General features: G+C 52.6%; 10 protein-coding genes and 2 tRNA genes. 8 read left to right on the top strand and 4 right to left on the bottom strand.

Annotation, left to right across the window (positions count from 1 at the left end; translation table 11 throughout):
* Nucleotides 1-9: 9 nt before the first annotated feature.
* Nucleotides 10-85 (top strand) — tRNA-Gly (locus ACMHXE_RS10550).
* A gap of 36 nt (nt 86-121) precedes the next feature.
* Nucleotides 122-195, top strand: a tRNA-Cys gene (locus ACMHXE_RS10555).
* Between the two features lie 215 nt (nt 196-410).
* On the opposite strand, the gene ACMHXE_RS10560 is transcribed toward ACMHXE_RS10555, so the two are convergent.
* Nucleotides 411-689 carry an HU family DNA-binding protein gene (locus tag ACMHXE_RS10560; RefSeq protein ID WP_101055140.1) on the bottom strand — a complete coding sequence of 93 codons (279 nt, stop codon included), beginning with the start codon at nt 687-689 and terminating at the stop codon, nt 411-413.
* A 215-nt stretch (nt 690-904) separates the two neighbouring features.
* On the opposite strand from ACMHXE_RS10560, the gene ACMHXE_RS10565 reads away from it, so the two are divergent.
* Together ACMHXE_RS10565 and ACMHXE_RS10570 are read left to right on the top strand one after the other, a co-directional pair.
* The gene (locus ACMHXE_RS10565; RefSeq protein ID WP_229839770.1) at nt 905-2,359 is read left to right on the top strand and encodes a L,D-transpeptidase family protein; all 1,455 of its coding nucleotides are present in this window, start codon (nt 905-907) and stop codon (nt 2,357-2,359) included.
* Between the two features lie 212 nt (nt 2,360-2,571).
* Nucleotides 2,572-3,120: a DUF882 domain-containing protein gene (locus ACMHXE_RS10570; RefSeq protein WP_101055135.1), complete on the top strand. Its 549-nt coding sequence runs from the start codon at nt 2,572-2,574 to the stop codon at nt 3,118-3,120.
* Here ACMHXE_RS10570 and ACMHXE_RS10575 read toward each other — a convergent pair.
* On the bottom strand, nt 3,008-3,511 hold the full coding sequence (locus ACMHXE_RS10575) for a hypothetical protein (RefSeq protein WP_165564994.1): 504 nt from the start codon (nt 3,509-3,511) through the stop codon (nt 3,008-3,010). The two genes, ACMHXE_RS10570 and ACMHXE_RS10575, sit on opposite strands and share 113 nt — an antisense overlap.
* 298 nt (nt 3,512-3,809) lie before the next feature.
* Here ACMHXE_RS10575 and rplY point away from each other — a divergent pair, with 298 nt between their 5' ends.
* Complete coding sequence (gene rplY / locus ACMHXE_RS10580) at nt 3,810-4,097, top strand: 50S ribosomal protein L25 (RefSeq protein WP_039033277.1); 288 nt, start codon at nt 3,810-3,812, stop codon at nt 4,095-4,097.
* A gap of 163 nt (nt 4,098-4,260) precedes the next feature.
* On the opposite strand, the gene ACMHXE_RS10585 is transcribed toward rplY, so the two are convergent.
* Nucleotides 4,261-8,259, bottom strand: a complete 3,999-nt coding sequence (locus tag ACMHXE_RS10585) for a translocation/assembly module TamB domain-containing protein (RefSeq protein WP_413732203.1) — start codon at nt 8,257-8,259, stop codon at nt 4,261-4,263.
* Nucleotides 8,256-10,055 (bottom strand): autotransporter assembly complex protein TamA, encoded by a 1,800-nt coding sequence (locus ACMHXE_RS10590; protein ID WP_101055196.1) that lies wholly within the window; start codon nt 10,053-10,055, stop codon nt 8,256-8,258. The genes ACMHXE_RS10585 and ACMHXE_RS10590 overlap by 4 nt, the downstream gene beginning before the upstream one ends.
* 183 nt (nt 10,056-10,238) lie before the next feature.
* On the opposite strand from ACMHXE_RS10590, the gene ACMHXE_RS10595 reads away from it, so the two are divergent.
* The 3 genes from ACMHXE_RS10595 (at nt 10,239) to hrpA (ending at nt 15,770) form a co-directional block, all read left to right on the top strand.
* Entirely contained in the window at nt 10,239-11,273 is a 1,035-nt protein-coding gene (locus tag ACMHXE_RS10595; protein WP_335921632.1) for an isoaspartyl peptidase/L-asparaginase, read from the top strand.
* A gap of 95 nt (nt 11,274-11,368) precedes the next feature.
* On the top strand, nt 11,369-11,785 hold the full coding sequence (locus tag ACMHXE_RS10600; protein ID WP_101055194.1) for a CBS domain-containing protein: 417 nt from the start codon (nt 11,369-11,371) through the stop codon (nt 11,783-11,785).
* Nucleotides 11,786-11,894: 109 nt separating this feature from the next.
* Complete coding sequence (hrpA, locus tag ACMHXE_RS10605; RefSeq protein ID WP_101055129.1) at nt 11,895-15,770, top strand: ATP-dependent RNA helicase HrpA; 3,876 nt, start codon at nt 11,895-11,897, stop codon at nt 15,768-15,770.
* Nucleotides 15,771-15,901: the final 131 nt, after the last annotated feature.

A 15,901-nucleotide genomic window follows, 5' to 3' on the forward strand; every position in this document is an offset into this window, starting at 1 on the left:
AAAAGTGACGCGACATTAGCTCAGTTGGTAGAGCGGTACCTTGCCAAGGTACAGGTCATCGGTTCGAACCCGATATGTCGCTCCAATCTTACACGGCACTCAGATGCTGTGACCTCAAAAAGGCGCGATGGCAGAATGGCTATGCTGCGGATTGCAAATCCGTCGATCTCGGTTCGACTCCGGGTCGCGCCTCCAAATTTAATTCTCCTCATTGAATTCCCTTAAAGTCACTCCAAGCAAACTTAGCCTCTGTTCTCATGCCAAGCATACGTCTGTACCAGTTTATGTCCGTAATAGCGGCTGATTTATATCAGATCCAATCCCAGCCCCAAAGTCAGATACAAGCGTCAGTATCGTTGAAAATAAACATCGCCTTTGTGAAGGGGCAGAGAGCCTGCCCCGAGAACGGATTAATCTTGCAGCAGCGCTTGTTTCAGTGATGGGGAAGCCTTAAAGCTTGGCTGATTGCCGCCGGCAATCTCCAAGGGTTCGCCTGTTTGTGGGTTACGACCGTTGCGGGGAAGGTGGTATCTGAGCTCGAAAGTGCCGAATTGTGGCAGATAAACCTTTTCGCCTTCTCTGAGAGCCTGGGTAAGGCTGGCGAGAATATATTGCAGTTGTACTTTGGCCTGAGACATTGAGATCTGTTGTCTTTCGGCCATCTGCCGAATGAGCATTTTTCTGTTCATTATATTGCCTGTTGCTACTTTGGCAGGATTTTATATCAAAATAATCTCTATAATCACAGTCTTACGCTGATAACTGGTTGATTATCAATCGCTAATGATAAGTTGTCAGTTAAAGTCCTATATTAATCTACGGCTATTCAGCCAGTTGTCTGCAAAATATCATCGAATCACAGCGCATATTTGCCATAATTGAATTTATGTCCCGGGAGGCCGATATGACAAAGTGCGTGTTAATGCCTTTACTGATCATTCTGCTCCTCTGCAGCGCGGTCTTTACAGTGAAAGCCGATGATGCCGCGCTCAGGATCCTGAATAATCAGTTGCAGTTGCTGGCGCTGCTGCCTGAAGGGCAGGAGTTTGCCGAAGATTTACGTTCTATGAGCCGTGGAGATCTCAATTTACAGCTGGAATTGCGTGAGGGGATAGAGCAGGATATTGCCTATTTCTGGAAGCGCCACGGCGTTCCTTTGACCTTCAACACGCTACCTCCTGATGCGGATTCGCTCAGCCGAGCGCTGGCGCTGGAACCTCAGGGGGATGACTATCTGGCCACCAGCAGCCGGATACGCTATTTGATCTGGCTCGCTGAGCGGCATCAATGGCCCAGGTTGGACCCAGGTGGTTGGCTGAGCCCAGGTGACAGCCATCTGCTGATCCCGACGATTGCCAGGCGTTTATATTGGCTTGGTGATCTTGGAGAGACTCCGGGAAATGACAAGCTTTATTCACCGCAGTTGGTTTCGGCGGTAGAAGCGTTTCAGTCCCGCCACGGGCTTAAAACCGATGCCATCATTGGTCCAGATACACTGCGTTGGCTCAATACTGAACCATTGCAACGTGCCCGCATGCTGGCCGGCAACTTTGTCGCTCGCACCGTTTACAAACAGCAACTGGGGAAGCGTTACTTGTTGGTTAATATCCCGGCGTTTGAGTTGACTCTGGTGGATGACAACCAGGTGCAGTTGCGCTCCCGGGTCATAGTCGGTAAACCCTATCGGCAAACCCCACTGCTCAGCAGTGAGATAACCAACATAGTTTTGAATCCAACCTGGACTGTGCCAAGGGGCATATTGAGGCGCGACTTACTGCCGCAGATCCGTAAAGACGGTGAATATCTGCAGCAGCGGCATTTCAATGTCTATGATTATCAGGGCAATAAAGTTGAAGAGAGTGCCGAAGCCTGGCAAAAAGAGGCGAGTGGCCGTTTCCCTTATCGGTTGGTGCAGCAACCGGGTGCCGATAATGCCCTGGGGCGTTACAAATTTCACTTCAGCAATGGCTTTAATGTTTATCTGCATGACACACCGGACAAGCATCTGTTTGCCAAGGCTAATCGCGCCTTGTCATCCGGTTGTATTCGAGTCGACAAGGTGGAAGAGTTGGCGTCTTGGATGGCCAATAATCTGGTGCGGGATAAGAGAAGCTGGCAGCGGATGCAGAGTGATTATCAAACCACTCAATGGTTTGCCTTCGAACAGCGCCTGCCAGTTCATCTGGTTTATTGGACAGCCTGGATAGATGAGTGGGAAAGAACGCAATTTCGCAGCGACATCTATCAGTTGAGTCCCGGGGTTAAGGTGGCTACTCAGGCACAGATGAGATTGGATACTGAATGGGCTAACAAGCCTGAGCCGCGGTCGGGCGGGGAAGCGCATTTGTTAGGCCCTTGAGGTTTACCGACATTATCTTCAACGGATTTTTTGCCGTTTTGACGGAGCGTTAAGCCTGTTGCACTAACTTAATATGGCACAAGGGATTATCCCATTTTTCACCTATTCTCCGGGAAAAGTTTACCTGCGCTGGGTCCAAATCGGCGCTTGACCTTGGCGTTAATCCCGTATAATTTGCCGCCTTGTGGTTGTTTTTTGTGCAAGGTGAATAAGTGTCAGTAGTATGTCCTGCCCGTAGGCAGTTGTTGATGGGTCTTGGTGGCGCGGCAATGGTTTCTATGCTTCCTTCAAAAGCGATGGCGAGTCGGTCTACCAAAGGTAGTCGATACCTGAGTTTTTATAATCGCCATACAGGGGAGCGTGGCGATGGGACTTATTGGAAAGACGGTCATTATCAGAGTAGCACTCTGTCTCAGTTTAGCCATCTGCTTAGGGATCATCGGCAGAACCTCGCAGCTCCCATGGATAAACGTTTGTTTGATCTCCTGTTCAATCTGCAGCAGACGTTGTCGATTTCTGAAGAGATCCACGTGATTTCAGGTTATCGTTCGCCTAAAACCAATGCCATGTTGGCCGGTAAGAGTAACGGTGTCGCCAAGAAGAGTTACCATATGCGGGGTATGGCGATGGATATCGCGATCCCCGGTGTTAACCTTCAGACTTTGCGTGAGGCTGCCCTGTCATTAAAACTAGGGGGAGTCGGTTATTATCCGAAGTCGGGATTTGTCCACATTGACTGCGGACCGGTGCGCAGTTGGTAGGTTTTTCTACCACAGAAAAGTTGGTTTCTGCCCTGCGGATAAAGCTCTGTTCGCGGGGTTTTCTGTCTTCCAGCAGTACCATCAACTCGCTGAACTGGAATCTGAGACGTAACAGCTCACGGGTTTGCTGCCAGTCGGCGACCAAGGTGTTGAGTCTGTCATAAAAGAGGGCATCTGAGCTCAATTGCTCGATAAGATCCGGGCAGCTGCAGGCACGCATCAGGTGTAACAGATGGCCGCTTTTCTGCTGATTACAGGCAAGAAACTCCAATAAAATCAGGTCGAGCTTCTCCTGTTGAAAGGGAGCATGTTCGATCAGGTAATGGAGTTCCGCTGCTAGTTTATAGCACAGGCTATCATCCCGTATCAGTTGCTGCAGATTGGCGTTCATCGGCCTGCTTCATGTAATAAAACCAGATTACTGAAAGCAGGGTAGCAGCAGCTCGATGGAAAAATTGTGATCTCGATCAGGGTAAAACCTCTGCTAAGCAATGGCTTTTCTTAATGATTACAGATGTTACAGATGAGCAACAGCATGATAGGGGGAAAAGTAGGCTTTTCTTTTACCTTTAAAGGCCAAATCAACTTGTTTGGTTTGCTGCCTTTGTGCTAGTATTCGCCCGCTTTATATGAAGGCAGCTATTGGTCGAAAATAGTTGCCAGTTATTGACTATCTAAAGAGTATTATTATGTCTTACACTATTCCAGCACAAACCCGCACTGAGATTGGGAAAGGTTCGAGCCGCCGCCTGCGTCGTGACGGGAAAGTTCCAGGTGTTATCTATGGCGCCGGCAAAGAAGCCGTTGCCATCGTGTTTGAACACAAAGATATCATCAACATCCAAACCAACGAAGACTTTTATACCAGCGATCTGACCATAGTTCTGGACGGTAAAGAAGTTAAAGTACGTGCCCAGGCTATGCAGCGTCACGTATTTAAGCCAATGATTGAGCACGTAGACTTCGTTTACGCTTAATTTATAATTGGATGTTGAAAAGCGCCCTCAGGGCGCTTTTTTTATGTCTGTATTTGGGATTTTGAGCTGCAGGGACAGTTTAAGTCGCATTTTATATCCCGGCCAGCAGGGATAAGCAGCGGATACCCGCAAGGGGGCATCCGCTACCATGAGAGTTTACAGCTTAAAGATCAAAGCTGTAGTAGATATCCAATGATTGGCCCAGAGTACCGGATACACTTTCCAGGTAGAGCTGCGATAACAGATAGTAGCGTACCGTCATTTCATAACCCGGATTGAATACACCGACACCGTATTTGATCATCAAGTCTTTGCCAATATAGCCACTGATGGCGACTTTACCATCATCATTGGTATCCAACTGCACATTGGAGAAACCAAACATCTCCACCAGCCCAGCGGCTGTGTCACCCAAGGTAGAAATGGCGCCACCATCAACCTGAGAGCTCAGCGATAACGCGGCGCCCATCATCAATGAGTTATTTTGCTCGTTACCTGCGCCAAAACCTTTCCCCTGAACGATATAGGAAATGATCTCCGCCTGCTCCTTGGCCGGGTTGGAGAATAACGTCACTATCGGTTTTTTGGGAGTGCCTGTAATACGTACCCCAGCGGTAATATCTTCATCGCGGATCTCCCGAACGGCTTCGATATTGAGGTTGGGGATCTGCATAGGCCCTACAAACTGTACCGCACCTGTGGCAATTTTCAGCGTCTGACCCATGAATTTATAGCTGCCGTTAACCACCTTGATATCACCAAAGAGTTGCGGCGGTTTCTGGGGCGCTTGTTGCATCCGCAAGGTACCCACCAACATCCCTTTGAGGCCCATACCATCGATAGCCAGTTTATCACCGACATCTATGTTCAGATTGGCACTCAGGGCCATGGGCGATGCTTTGACTTCCTGCTCGGAAATGGAGTCACTGAACACCACATCGGATGATACACTCACTCCGCCGGCCGGCAGTTGCACCACCTTGATGTTGCCGGAAGGCACCTTGATCTCGCCCGAAATATCGAGTGCGTCCGGGCTGAAATGCAGTTGAATATCCGGACTGATATTGACAATTGCCAGCGGCGGTTGAATAACACCGAGTTCTTGTCCCTTGAGCTGGATATCGCCACTGAATTGACCCTGTGGCCAGCGCAGTTGACCGCTGAGATTGGCTTGGCCGCTGCCCATCATCCATTGGCCCCGGAGCTCGGCCATTTGGCCGGCAAAAGCCAGATCCAGGGAGATTTGCTCCAGTTTAGTCGGGTTGGCTGTACTGGCCAGTTCACCATCTCGTAGGCTGAGTTGACCACTGAGCTCCGGGTTATTGAGGCTACCAGCCAACTTCAAGTTGGCTGCAAGTAGACCCTCAACGGTTTCGAGCTGCGGCATAAACTGACCAAGCAGTTGCAGGTTGACCTTGTCAATATTGACGTAACCACTGAGGCTGCGATCCGGGGTTACCTTGATATCCAACTGGCTTTCCCAGCGGGCCAGAGCATCAGAATTGAACAGAATATGGCTTCTTAACGCATCATCGTCCAAGGTGGCCTTGAGTGTCAGTGCCTGATAGTCGATGCTGGCGCTGGCTTGCTGTTTGCGTTTAAGGCTTACCGTTCCGGGGGCCAACTGGAAGCTGAGATTGCCCTGTGGACGCGCGCCGGGTTGCCAGGCGACGGCGGCATCCATTGAGGCTTCACCCTGCCAAGTGAATCGCTCGGGTAACAGCTTGGCCAGCAGTTGCCCGGGTTGCCCCTGATAGTGCAACTTGGCTTCACCTTTGTCGGTGAGGATGACATTATCGGTTAAGCAGAGTTGGCTGGATGGATGACTTAAACAAAAGGCGCTGAGCTCGCCTCGGTTTTGCTTTAGATCCCAGTCCAGTGACGCAGTTTGTTCAAGCTGCCATAGTCCCAGAATGGATCCCACGTTGAATCTGCTAAGTTCTACCTTGGCCTTTTGTTTGGCGAGATCCAGTTTACTGTGGATGGCAGTATCCAGTTGCAGATCGCCCTCGGTTTCCAGCCCCAACTTCTGCTGCTGTTCATTGCCCTTGGCTCTGAGAGTGATGCCATCAAGATGAATACCTGCACCGTCAAACTCACCTGTTTTCAGCGATAAGGCAAACTCATGCAGATCCAGTGGTGCATAGAGCGCCTTGAGGCGACTGCCGCTGAGATTAAAATCGCCAAATTTGATACTCTGGGTCTCGGCATTGAGCTGTACCTGCGGGTGTTTGGCATCGCCCACTACTTGGATATCGGCAGTTAAAGCACCAAACGCCTCGGGATGCCAGAGATTGAAGTCGGGCACGTCCAACGTGGCGCTGAGATCCCATTGCTCTTTGGCGCTGCCGGAAAGGTCCAGGCGGGTATTGAGTGCCCGCAGCGATAATCCTTGGCTGCTGAGCTCAAGCGAATCATCTATTTCCAAATCGCCTGTCAGTGCAAATGGCAGGCGGTCCAGTAAGCCTTGAAGTTGGGCTTGCTTGAGACTTACTCGCCATTTGCCTTCCTGCCAGCTGCCACGAGTGGCAAGCTGGCCGCTAATATCGCTGGATGGGATCACTGGCTTATCTTCAACCTGGCTTTCATCGGATTTGCTCCCGTTAGCTTGGCTTTGTGCGCTGCCAGCCTCGACGTCGCTGGTGCTTTTATTTTTGGCTACTTGGCTATTTGCTTCTTTTTCTTTGGCAGTTTGCTCCGCAGGCGGCAGATTGATCGCGCCGCTGTTGAAATGAGATAGTTCAAGCTTTGCATCCCAGGCTATGGCTTGGGCATAATCCAGCGTCCCCTGAAGCATTACTTTACCGGCGCTGCTGTCACTGCTGAACTCTTCAATCTTGAGCTTTTGGTCCTGATGTGCCAGGCGGGTATTGAGGAGTAGTTCGGGGTAGAAGGGGGTACTTAATTGTGCAACCAGATTGGCGGTTTGTTGCTTGAGATCGCCGCTGCTTTCAAGTTCTAGTCCGTTGACACTGTACTGAGCCTGGTCAAAGGGCCAGTAAAGCTCTCCTTCCGAGACATTCAGCGAATAGGGCAGTTCCGGCTTGGCAAGGTTGATGCTGGCATTGAGTGCCAGGCTCTGCTTGCCACTGAGTTTGGCCTTGAGCTGCAAGTCGCTGAAATCGCCTTTGAGGGCGAGATCCAGTTGTTGCTGCTCGAGCCCCGGCAGTTCAGATAAACGCTGTAACTCCAGTTGCGCCGTCAGTGCCATGGGCCAGTGCTTATCCAGAGTCAGTTCACCTTCCAGTGACAGACTGGCATCTGTGTGTTTGGCATAAAACTCGTTGACCCGCAGCTCGGTGCCTATGTAGCTGGCACTGAGACGCAGTTCCTGGAAGCTGTCATCCCTGCCCAAAATCTGCAGACGCGAGTTCTGCAATTCGGCATGTTTTAAATAGATGGGGAAGGGCATGGCAACCTTTGGCATGTTTGCCAGCACCCATTGTTCAGTCTCGGTTTTTTGCGCCGCTTTTTGTTGCTTAGCCGCGGCGGCTGATTTGTCTTTGTCTGCCGCTTGCGCTTCTGCCGCATTAGCCTCGGGGAGCAGCACGCTGAGCCCGCGGCTCTCAAGCTGGATGACTTGTAACCCACTTTCCTGCCAATTGGCTGCGGTATTCAATGCCGCAGCATCAAAGTGCATCTCATCGACCCGCACTTGAATATCCGTGAGGCTTGCTTGTTTCAGGCTGATGCCAAAGGGTAATACCAGTTCTTCCGAGTTGGGCGTATCTTCCTCTGCAGTTGAATCTGAGGCGAAGGCCTGAGTGTCTATGTCGACCTGGGTTGTTGTTAATTCCAGGGTGTCGACACATACCTGTTTTTGCAAAAGGCACGCAGGTTGCCAGGCAAGGGTAACGGCATCTACATCGACACTGATACCGTCCATCTGCCAATGAAGCTGTTTGAGTTGCAGCTCCCGGTTCAGGGTGCCGGAAGCATATTCCAGCTCCAGATCCGGTACTAAAGCACTGGCAATAAATACCGCCAGATGGCTACCGGGCGCCGTGCCCAGCAAGAGTGCCAACAGTACCAACAAGCCGAGCGGAATGTACAAGAGGGTACGGGTAGACCACTTCAGCCACTTGAGCCAGCGGGGAGACGGTTTCTTTGCCCTTTGTTTGTTGCTTGAGTTGGGTTCCTGCTGCATTGGGGTTTGGCTCATAATTCTGTCCCCATGGTCAGGTGAATACGCCAGGGCCTGTCTTCGGCATCGGATTCGTGCAGGCCAAAGCCCACATCCAGTTTGATGGGACCTATGGGGGATATCCAGTGAATACCACCGCCTACGGAAACCACAGGATCAAATTGATTGACATCAAAGGCGTTACCGGCATCGACAAAGGTACCCACACGCCAGCTTGGGGTCAGGTAATATTGATACTCCAGGCTACCGACAGCCAGATAGCGGCCACCGACAACTTCCCGAGACAGGCCGCCCTTGTCATTGGTGTAATCCAGGTGGGGGCCGAGTTCTTGATAGCTGTAACCGCGAATACTCTGATCACCGCCGGCAAAATAACGCAGTGAGGGAGGAATGATCGCCAGATCGCCTTCGGCCGCCAGATTGATCCCGAGATCGAGACGGGAGACAAATCTGTGCTTGTCAAAGAAAGTCTCAATCCATTTGAACTTGGCCTGCATCCGGGTCAGGCGAACATCTGAACCCAGTGAAGGGTCGGCATATTCAACGCTATAGAGTTGCCTGAAACCCGACTTGGGATCCAGACTGTTATCGCCGCGGCTGGTCTTGGAGAGGGTGGTGCCAAACAGCAGGAATTGTGGGTCATAATCAACGCCTGACTGGGTATAGCTTTCCTGAATTGCCTCCAGCGAGTAATTGAGAAGCCAACCGTTATTGAGCCGCTTGCTGCGGCCAACCCCGAAAAGCTTCTTGGTCGATTCCAACTGACCTGTATTGCTAAAGTCCCTATCCTCTGGCACATAGTCTTGAGTAACACCGTATTTGTCCCTTAGCAGGCCGACACGGATCTTGAGCTGATCATCCAAAGGGTGAGTCAGGGGTATGGTATAAGTCGAGAGGAATTTAGGTCTGTCTCTCGACCATTCTATGCTGGTTTCCTGAGAGTGGCCGTAACTGTTGAGCTGCGGAGTACGCCAAGTCACTCTGACTCTGGGATCCAGATTACTGTCTGTACTGGAGCCGATATCAGCCCCCAGACCCAGCTCTATAGAATGATCCGGTCTTGGGCTCAGTTCGACCCGCACAGGTATGCTGTCTTCCGTCAACTTGTCAATTTGAGGTAACACCTTGATATTGGAAAAATAGCCGGTATCCAACAACTCTTGATTAAGCTGTGTGACTTTGCGGGTACTGTAGGGGGCGCCGGGTTGGAATGGCAGTAAATCTTCGAGCAATTGCGGTTGTAGGCTGTGGCCCTCAAAGCTCACATCGCCAAACTTGTAGCGCTTGCCCGAGTCAAAATACAGGTTGAGTTGTGCCAGGTTGAGATCGCGATTCACGCGGATCTCCGATTTCTGATAATGGCCGTCAAAATAGCCTCGAGCCAGCGCCAGCGAGATTAGCTGCGATTTTATCCGCTCATAATCACCGTGGTTGAGAGGATCGCCTGGTTTGATCTTGATTTGGCTGAGCCAGCGATTGATCCAGGGATCGTTTAGCACTTCGCCTTCGAGGCGGATATCGATCCATTGCAAACGGGTGACTTCCCCTGGGGTAATTGTAAGCTTGAGCTCCCACGGCCCTTGTTCGTTTTCCTTGAGTTCCTGTTCCAGTTCGCCATGGTAATAGCCCATGGATTCCAGCGCGGCCTCGACACTGTCGCTGACATTAAACAGATAGGCACGGCGTTGCACCTCGGATTCAGGAAAGTTGCCCAAGTGTGCGCGGATATTTTTTTCAAGCTCACCCGATACCCCTTCGATGCGGAGATTAAGCAGAGGATCATCGGCGCTATTTGCTCGGGGGCTGGCCAGCATGATCGACGCAAAACTCAGGATATACGCGGGAAAGCGACTGTTTTTGGTCAAGGAAATCAGAACTTTTGTTTAATGTAACATTGTTGCATTGTCGCCTCTGATCTCGGCTCAGGCAAGTAACAGATTGCCATCCGGACCTAAAATGGTTACAAAGGCAGCAGTCGTTAATGTGGAAGCAATACAATGAAAACAAATATAAAAAATTTAAGTCTGAGCCTGGGACTTCTGCTGGGAGGTATGATGTCGGTCCAGGCTGCAGAGGCGCCCTTTGCGATTGCCATTCACGGCGGCGCCGGCACCATATCCAAGGCGGCTTTGACTGAAGAGCAGCAAAAAGCCTATCGTGAAAAGCTGACCGAAGCCGTCAATGCCGGTTATAAGGTACTGGATAAGGGCGGCGCCAGTATGGAAGCGGTACAGGCCGCCATCAGAGTGCTGGAAGACAGTCCATTATTCAATGCCGGTATCGGTGCCGTGTATACCTTTGATGGCAGTCATGAACTGGACGCCTCCATCATGGATGGCAAGAGTATGAATGCCGGTGCCGTTGCCGGGGTTAAACATATACGTCATCCAATCGATCTCGCCAGAGCCGTGATGGACAAGTCAGAACATGTGATGCTCTCGGGGGCGGGCGCCGAGGAGTTCGCCCTGACGTTGGGAATGGAGCTGGTGCCTGGCAATCGCTTTGACAGCGAAGCGCGCTATCAGCAGCTTCTCGATGCCAGGGCCAAAATCAACGCCGCCGAAGCCAATAAAGACTTTCAGGCGCGTCTGAGTCCTTTGGATCTCGATTACAAGTTCGGCACAGTTGGCGCAGTGGCATTGGATAAGCAGGGCAACCTGGCGGCCGGGACCTCGACCGGCGGCATGACAGCCAAACGTTATGGCCGAATCGGTGATTCACCTGTGATAGGTGCCGGCACTTATGCCGAGAACGGTGTCTGCGCCGTTTCGGCGACCGGCCACGGTGAGTACTTCATCCGTTTCCATGTGGCCGGCGATATCTGCGCCAGGGCCAAGTATCAGCAAAAGTCGATTTTGCAGGCTGCCGATGAAGTGATCAACCAGCGGCTGATCTCTGCCGGCGGCAGTGGCGGAGTGATCGCCATTGACCAAAGGGGCAATGTGGCAACGCCGTTCAACACGGAAGGGATGTACCGTGCCTGGCGCAAGAGCAATCAAGCGGCGGAAGTGATGATCTGGCGGGATAACTAAAATTTTGGATTGAGGCAATCGCTGTTGGCTTGAACCCCAAGGGCAAAATATTGGCTACACTGAACAATGAAGCCGTTTTGAACTTGGGGAAAACTATGGATTCGATAAAAATACGTGATCATATGGACCGTCAGCCCGTGCTGCTGAAGGCGGATATGTCGATAGCCACCGCGGTGGAAAAACTGCTTGAGGCCAACAAGGGCGGGGCGCCCGTGGTGGATGCAGCAGGAAGCCTGGTGGGTTTTTTGTCACAGCAAGACTGTATGGCTGCCATGCTCAAGAGCAGCTATCACTGCGATTTGACCGCCGTGGTGCGCGACTGCATGCGCGCCGATGTCCTTTGGGTCAGACCGGATGACAGCATGTTGCAGCTGGCCGAGCAGATGCTGGGGCAGAAGCCGAAAATATACCCAGTGGTGGAAGATGGCCGGGTGGTGGGCACCATCAACCGTACCAATGTGCTCAAGGCCATGAACAGCTATATGCAGCAGTGTTATTTGACCCCGGCCTGACAACTGCGCTTGATTTGACTGAAATTTGGGCATTATCAGTCAGTAAGCATACCCAAGACGGCGTATCCTTGTTAGGATCGCCGTTTTTGATCCCTAATGGACACAGGTTTTGAACGCTAAGCTGCACCCACTCTCCCGCGAATATCTGGATCTCTGCTTTCAAGCCGATGCGGCGCGCATTCGCCGCAGCTTATTCCGCTTGAAAAAAAGCCCCGATACAGAAGCCAAACAGCAAAAACTCGCCGAGCTCAGTGAAGCCGCGGTGCAGGCTTATGAAAGGGCGCAGCAAAGGCTGGCAGACAGGCCTGTCATCGAGTATCCGGATGAGCTGCCGGTGTCACAAAAGCGCGATGAAATCGCCTCGGCCATCATCAATCATCAGGTGGTGATAGTGGCCGGTGAGACAGGTTCGGGCAAGACCACTCAGCTGCCCAAAATCTGTCTCGACTTGGGGCTTGGCAGTCGTGGTCTGATTGGTCACACTCAGCCAAGGCGGCTGGCGGCCCGCAGCGTGGCCAGCCGGGTTGCCGATGAACTCAAGACAGAGCTGGGTCAGGCAGTGGGTTTTAAGGTTCGTTTCGCCGATGCGGTTTCCCAGGACTCCTATATCAAGCTGATGACAGACGGTATCCTGCTGGCAGAACTGGCATCGGATAAATGGCTCAGTCAGTATGATTGCCTCATCATAGACGAGGCCCATGAGCGCAGTCTCAACATCGACTTTATTCTGGGTTATCTGAAGCAAATTTTGCAAAAGCGCCCGGATCTCAAGTTGATCATCACCTCGGCCACCATAGATGTGGAGCGTTTTTCCAGGCATTTTGACAATGCGCCCGTGGTGGAAGTGTCCGGCCGCACCTATCCGGTGGAAACCCGCTATCGCCCCCTGTTGCAGGATGACGACGCCGACTTGGATCTGATGGACGGCATCTTTGCCGCCGTCGATGAACTCTGTCGCGAAGGCCCGGGGGACATTCTGATTTTCATGAACGGCGAGCGCGAAATCCGCGATACCGCCGAGCAGCTGAAAAAGCGTAACCTGCGCGATACCGAGATCTTGCCGCTTTATGCCCGTTTGTCATACGGCGAGCAGTCCAAGGTATTCAAGTCGCATCCAGGACGGCGTATTGTATTGGCCACCAACGTGGCCGAAACCTCGCTGACTGTGCCAGGGATCCGCTATGTTATTGACCCTGGTACTGCCAGGATAAGCCGCTACAGCTATCGCACCAAGGTGCAGCGTTTGCCGATTGAGCCCATCTCCCAGGCCAGTGCCAATCAACGCCAGGGACGTTGCGGTCGGGTTGGGCCGGGGATCTGTATTCGCCTTTATGACGAACAGGACTTTATCAATCGGCCAGAGTTTACCGATCCTGAAATTCTGCGTACCAACCTGGCATCCGTGATCCTGCAGATGCTGGCCATAGGCCTGGGTGACATTGAGGGTTTCCCTTTTATTCAGCCTCCGGATCCGCGCCACATACGCGACGGTTTCTTGCTGCTCGAAGAGTTGCAGGCGGTGAGCAAGCACAAAGGGGCGCTGAAACTGACCCCGCTCGGGCGCGATCTGGCGAAGATCCCGGTCGATCCCCGCCTGGCCCGCATGGTGCTTGAGGCCAATAAGCTGGGCTGTCTGCATGAGGTGATGGTGATTGTCGCCGGGTTATCGATTCAGGATCCCCGTGAGCGGCCACATGAGAAGAAACAGGCCGCCGATGAGGCCCATCGCCGTTTTGCCGACAAAGACTCCGACTTTGTTGCCTGGCTCAATCTGTGGCAGTACCTCAAAGAGCAGCAGAAGAGCCTGTCATCCAGCCAGTTCCGCAAGCAGGTGAAGGCCGAGTATCTGGCCTATTTGCGTATTCGCGAATGGCAGGATCTCTATGCCCAGCTGCGTCAGAGTGTGCACGACCTCAAGTGGCGCCTCAACAGTCAGGCCGCCGAATATGAGCCACTGCACCAGGCGCTGCTCTCGGGGCTGCTGAGCCATATCGGCTTCAAGGATAAAGACAACGAGTATCTGGGGGCCCGCAACCGGCGCTTCTTTGTGTTTCCCGGCTCGCCGCTGGCCAAGAAGGGCCCCAAGTGGATTATGGCGGCCGAGCTTACCGAAACATCACGCCTGTTCGCCCGTACCTGCGCCCGTATCGATCCTGTATGGCTCGAGTCTCTGGCGGCGCATCTGGTCAAGAAGCAGCACAACGAGCCCCATTTCGAAGCCAAACAGGGCAGTGTGATCGCCCTGGAAAATCAGGTGCTCTATGGCCTCACCATAGTCAACCGCCGCCGGGTACAGTTTGGCCCGCTGGAGCCGGTTAAGGCTCGGGAAATCTTTATTCGCTCGGCTCTGGCCGAGGGTGAGCTACGCTGCAATGAAGCCTTCTTCAAGGCCAACCAGGCGTTGCTCGAAGAGGTGGAAGATCTCGAACATAAGTCGCGGCGGCGCGACATTCTGGTGGATACAGATGCCTTGTTCGCCTTCTACGATGAGCGCATTCCACAAGGGATATACAACCAGCCCAAATTCAACACCTGGTGGAAACAGGCCAGGAAAGAGACCCCTGAGCTGCTCAATTTCAGCCGCGAACTCTTGATGCAAAGGGATGACACCCATGTATCGGCATTGGACTTCCCCGACAGCTGGCAGCAGGGCAATCTCAGCCTCAAGCTGAGTTACCATTTTGAACCGGCGGCCGAGGATGACGGCGTCTCTGTGCTTATTCCGGTGGCGCTGCTCAATCAGTTGGATGATACCGATTTTGACTGGCAGGTGCCGGGGCTTAGGGAGGAGAAGTGTGTTGCCCTGATCAAGTCCTTGCCCAAACCGCTGCGGCGCAATTTTGTGCCTGCGCCGGATTATGCCCGCGCCTGTGTGCAGGCGATGGAACCTTTTGCCCAGCCTTTGTTGCCCTCCCTGTGCAAACAGCTGTTGAGAATGAGTGGCACCCGCGTCAATCCGGAGGATTTCGATCTTAACGCCATTGCCGACCATCTGAAGATGAACTTCAAGGTGGAAGACGACAAGGGCAAGCTCTTGGCCCAGAGCCGGGATCTCGACAGCCTCAAGGCATCATTGCAGGGGCAGGTAAACCAGGCGATACGCAAGGTTGCCGACAAGGGCATAGAGCAAAACGCCCTGACCGAATGGAGCTTTGGCGATCTGCCGAAGGAATATCAAAGCCGCAAAGGCAGCTATGAGGTGAAGGCCTTCCCCGCCTTGGTGGATGCCGGTGATACAGTTTCTATCAAATTATTTGATGACGAACAGCAGGCGCTTTCCAACCACAGACAAGGGCTGAGAAAGCTGCTGCTTATCAATATTCCATCGCCGGTGAAACATCTACAGCAGGCCTTGCCCAACAAGGCCAAACTGGCGATGTATTTCAATCCGTTCGGCCAGGTGCAGATACTGATAGATGACATTATTGCCGCGGCAATTCAGCAGCTTTTGGATGAGCAGCAGTTGAATGTCCGCAGTGCCGATGACTTTGCCAAAGCCAAGGAGATCGTCAGGGCTGAGCTCAATGAAACCGCAGCGGCCATCGCCCTTAAGGTGGAGCAGATTTTGACCTTGCACCAGAAGATCCGTAAGCGTCTCAAGGGTAAAATCAGCCTGGATATCGCTTTTGCCATGAGTGATATTCAAAGCCAATTGGACGCTCTGGTGTTCAAGGGATTTGTTGAAGCTTCCGGTTGGCGCCGTCTTGGGGATCTGATCCGCTATCTCAAGGCGATTGAGCTGCGCCTGGACAAGCTGCCGGTGGATCCCAACCGTGACCGTTTGCACCTGCACAGCATTCACAACGCCGAGACAGAGTTCAAGGCCGCGCTTGCCAAGGTGCCGCGCAGCCAGGCGGTACCGGAGGCGCTGGCCGAGGTGCGCTGGATGCTGGAAGAGTACAGGGTTAGCTGTTTTGCCCAGAGTCTGGGCACTGCCTATCCGATATCGGAAAAGCGCATCCTTAACCAGTTGCAGCAGTTTTAACTGGACAGCTGCAGCTGGCTCCTAAAGTGGACGCGATAAAAAAACAGGCGGGCCCAGAGCACACACAGTGCCTGCTGGTGCCCGCTTGGTAAACGGCCATATTTCCTACCGCGGCTATTGTCGAACGCCGC

The organism is Shewanella sp. BJSY2023SW007, from assembly GCF_047314525.1.
Classification (GTDB): domain Bacteria; phylum Pseudomonadota; class Gammaproteobacteria; order Enterobacterales; family Shewanellaceae; genus Shewanella; species Shewanella chilikensis.

Bases quoted from the DNA above. Each gene is read 5' to 3' on its own strand.
- ACMHXE_RS10575 (WP_165564994.1), bottom strand. From the start codon at position 3,511: ATGAACGCCAATCTGCAGCAACTGATACGGGATGATAGCCTGTGCTAT.
- ACMHXE_RS10595 (WP_335921632.1), top strand. From the start codon at position 10,239: ATGAAAACAAATATAAAAAATTTAAGTCTGAGCCTGGGACTTCTGCTG.
- ACMHXE_RS10590 (WP_101055196.1), bottom strand. From the start codon at position 10,055: ATGCTGGCCAGCCCCCGAGCAAATAGCGCCGATGATCCTCTGCTTAAT.
- ACMHXE_RS10585 (WP_413732203.1), bottom strand. From the start codon at position 8,259: ATGAGCCAAACCCCAATGCAGCAGGAACCCAACTCAAGCAACAAACAA.
- rplY (WP_039033277.1), top strand. From the start codon at position 3,810: ATGTCTTACACTATTCCAGCACAAACCCGCACTGAGATTGGGAAAGGT.
- ACMHXE_RS10560 (WP_101055140.1), bottom strand. From the start codon at position 689: ATGAACAGAAAAATGCTCATTCGGCAGATGGCCGAAAGACAACAGATC.
- ACMHXE_RS10565 (WP_229839770.1), top strand. From the start codon at position 905: ATGACAAAGTGCGTGTTAATGCCTTTACTGATCATTCTGCTCCTCTGC.
- ACMHXE_RS10600 (WP_101055194.1), top strand. From the start codon at position 11,369: ATGGATTCGATAAAAATACGTGATCATATGGACCGTCAGCCCGTGCTG.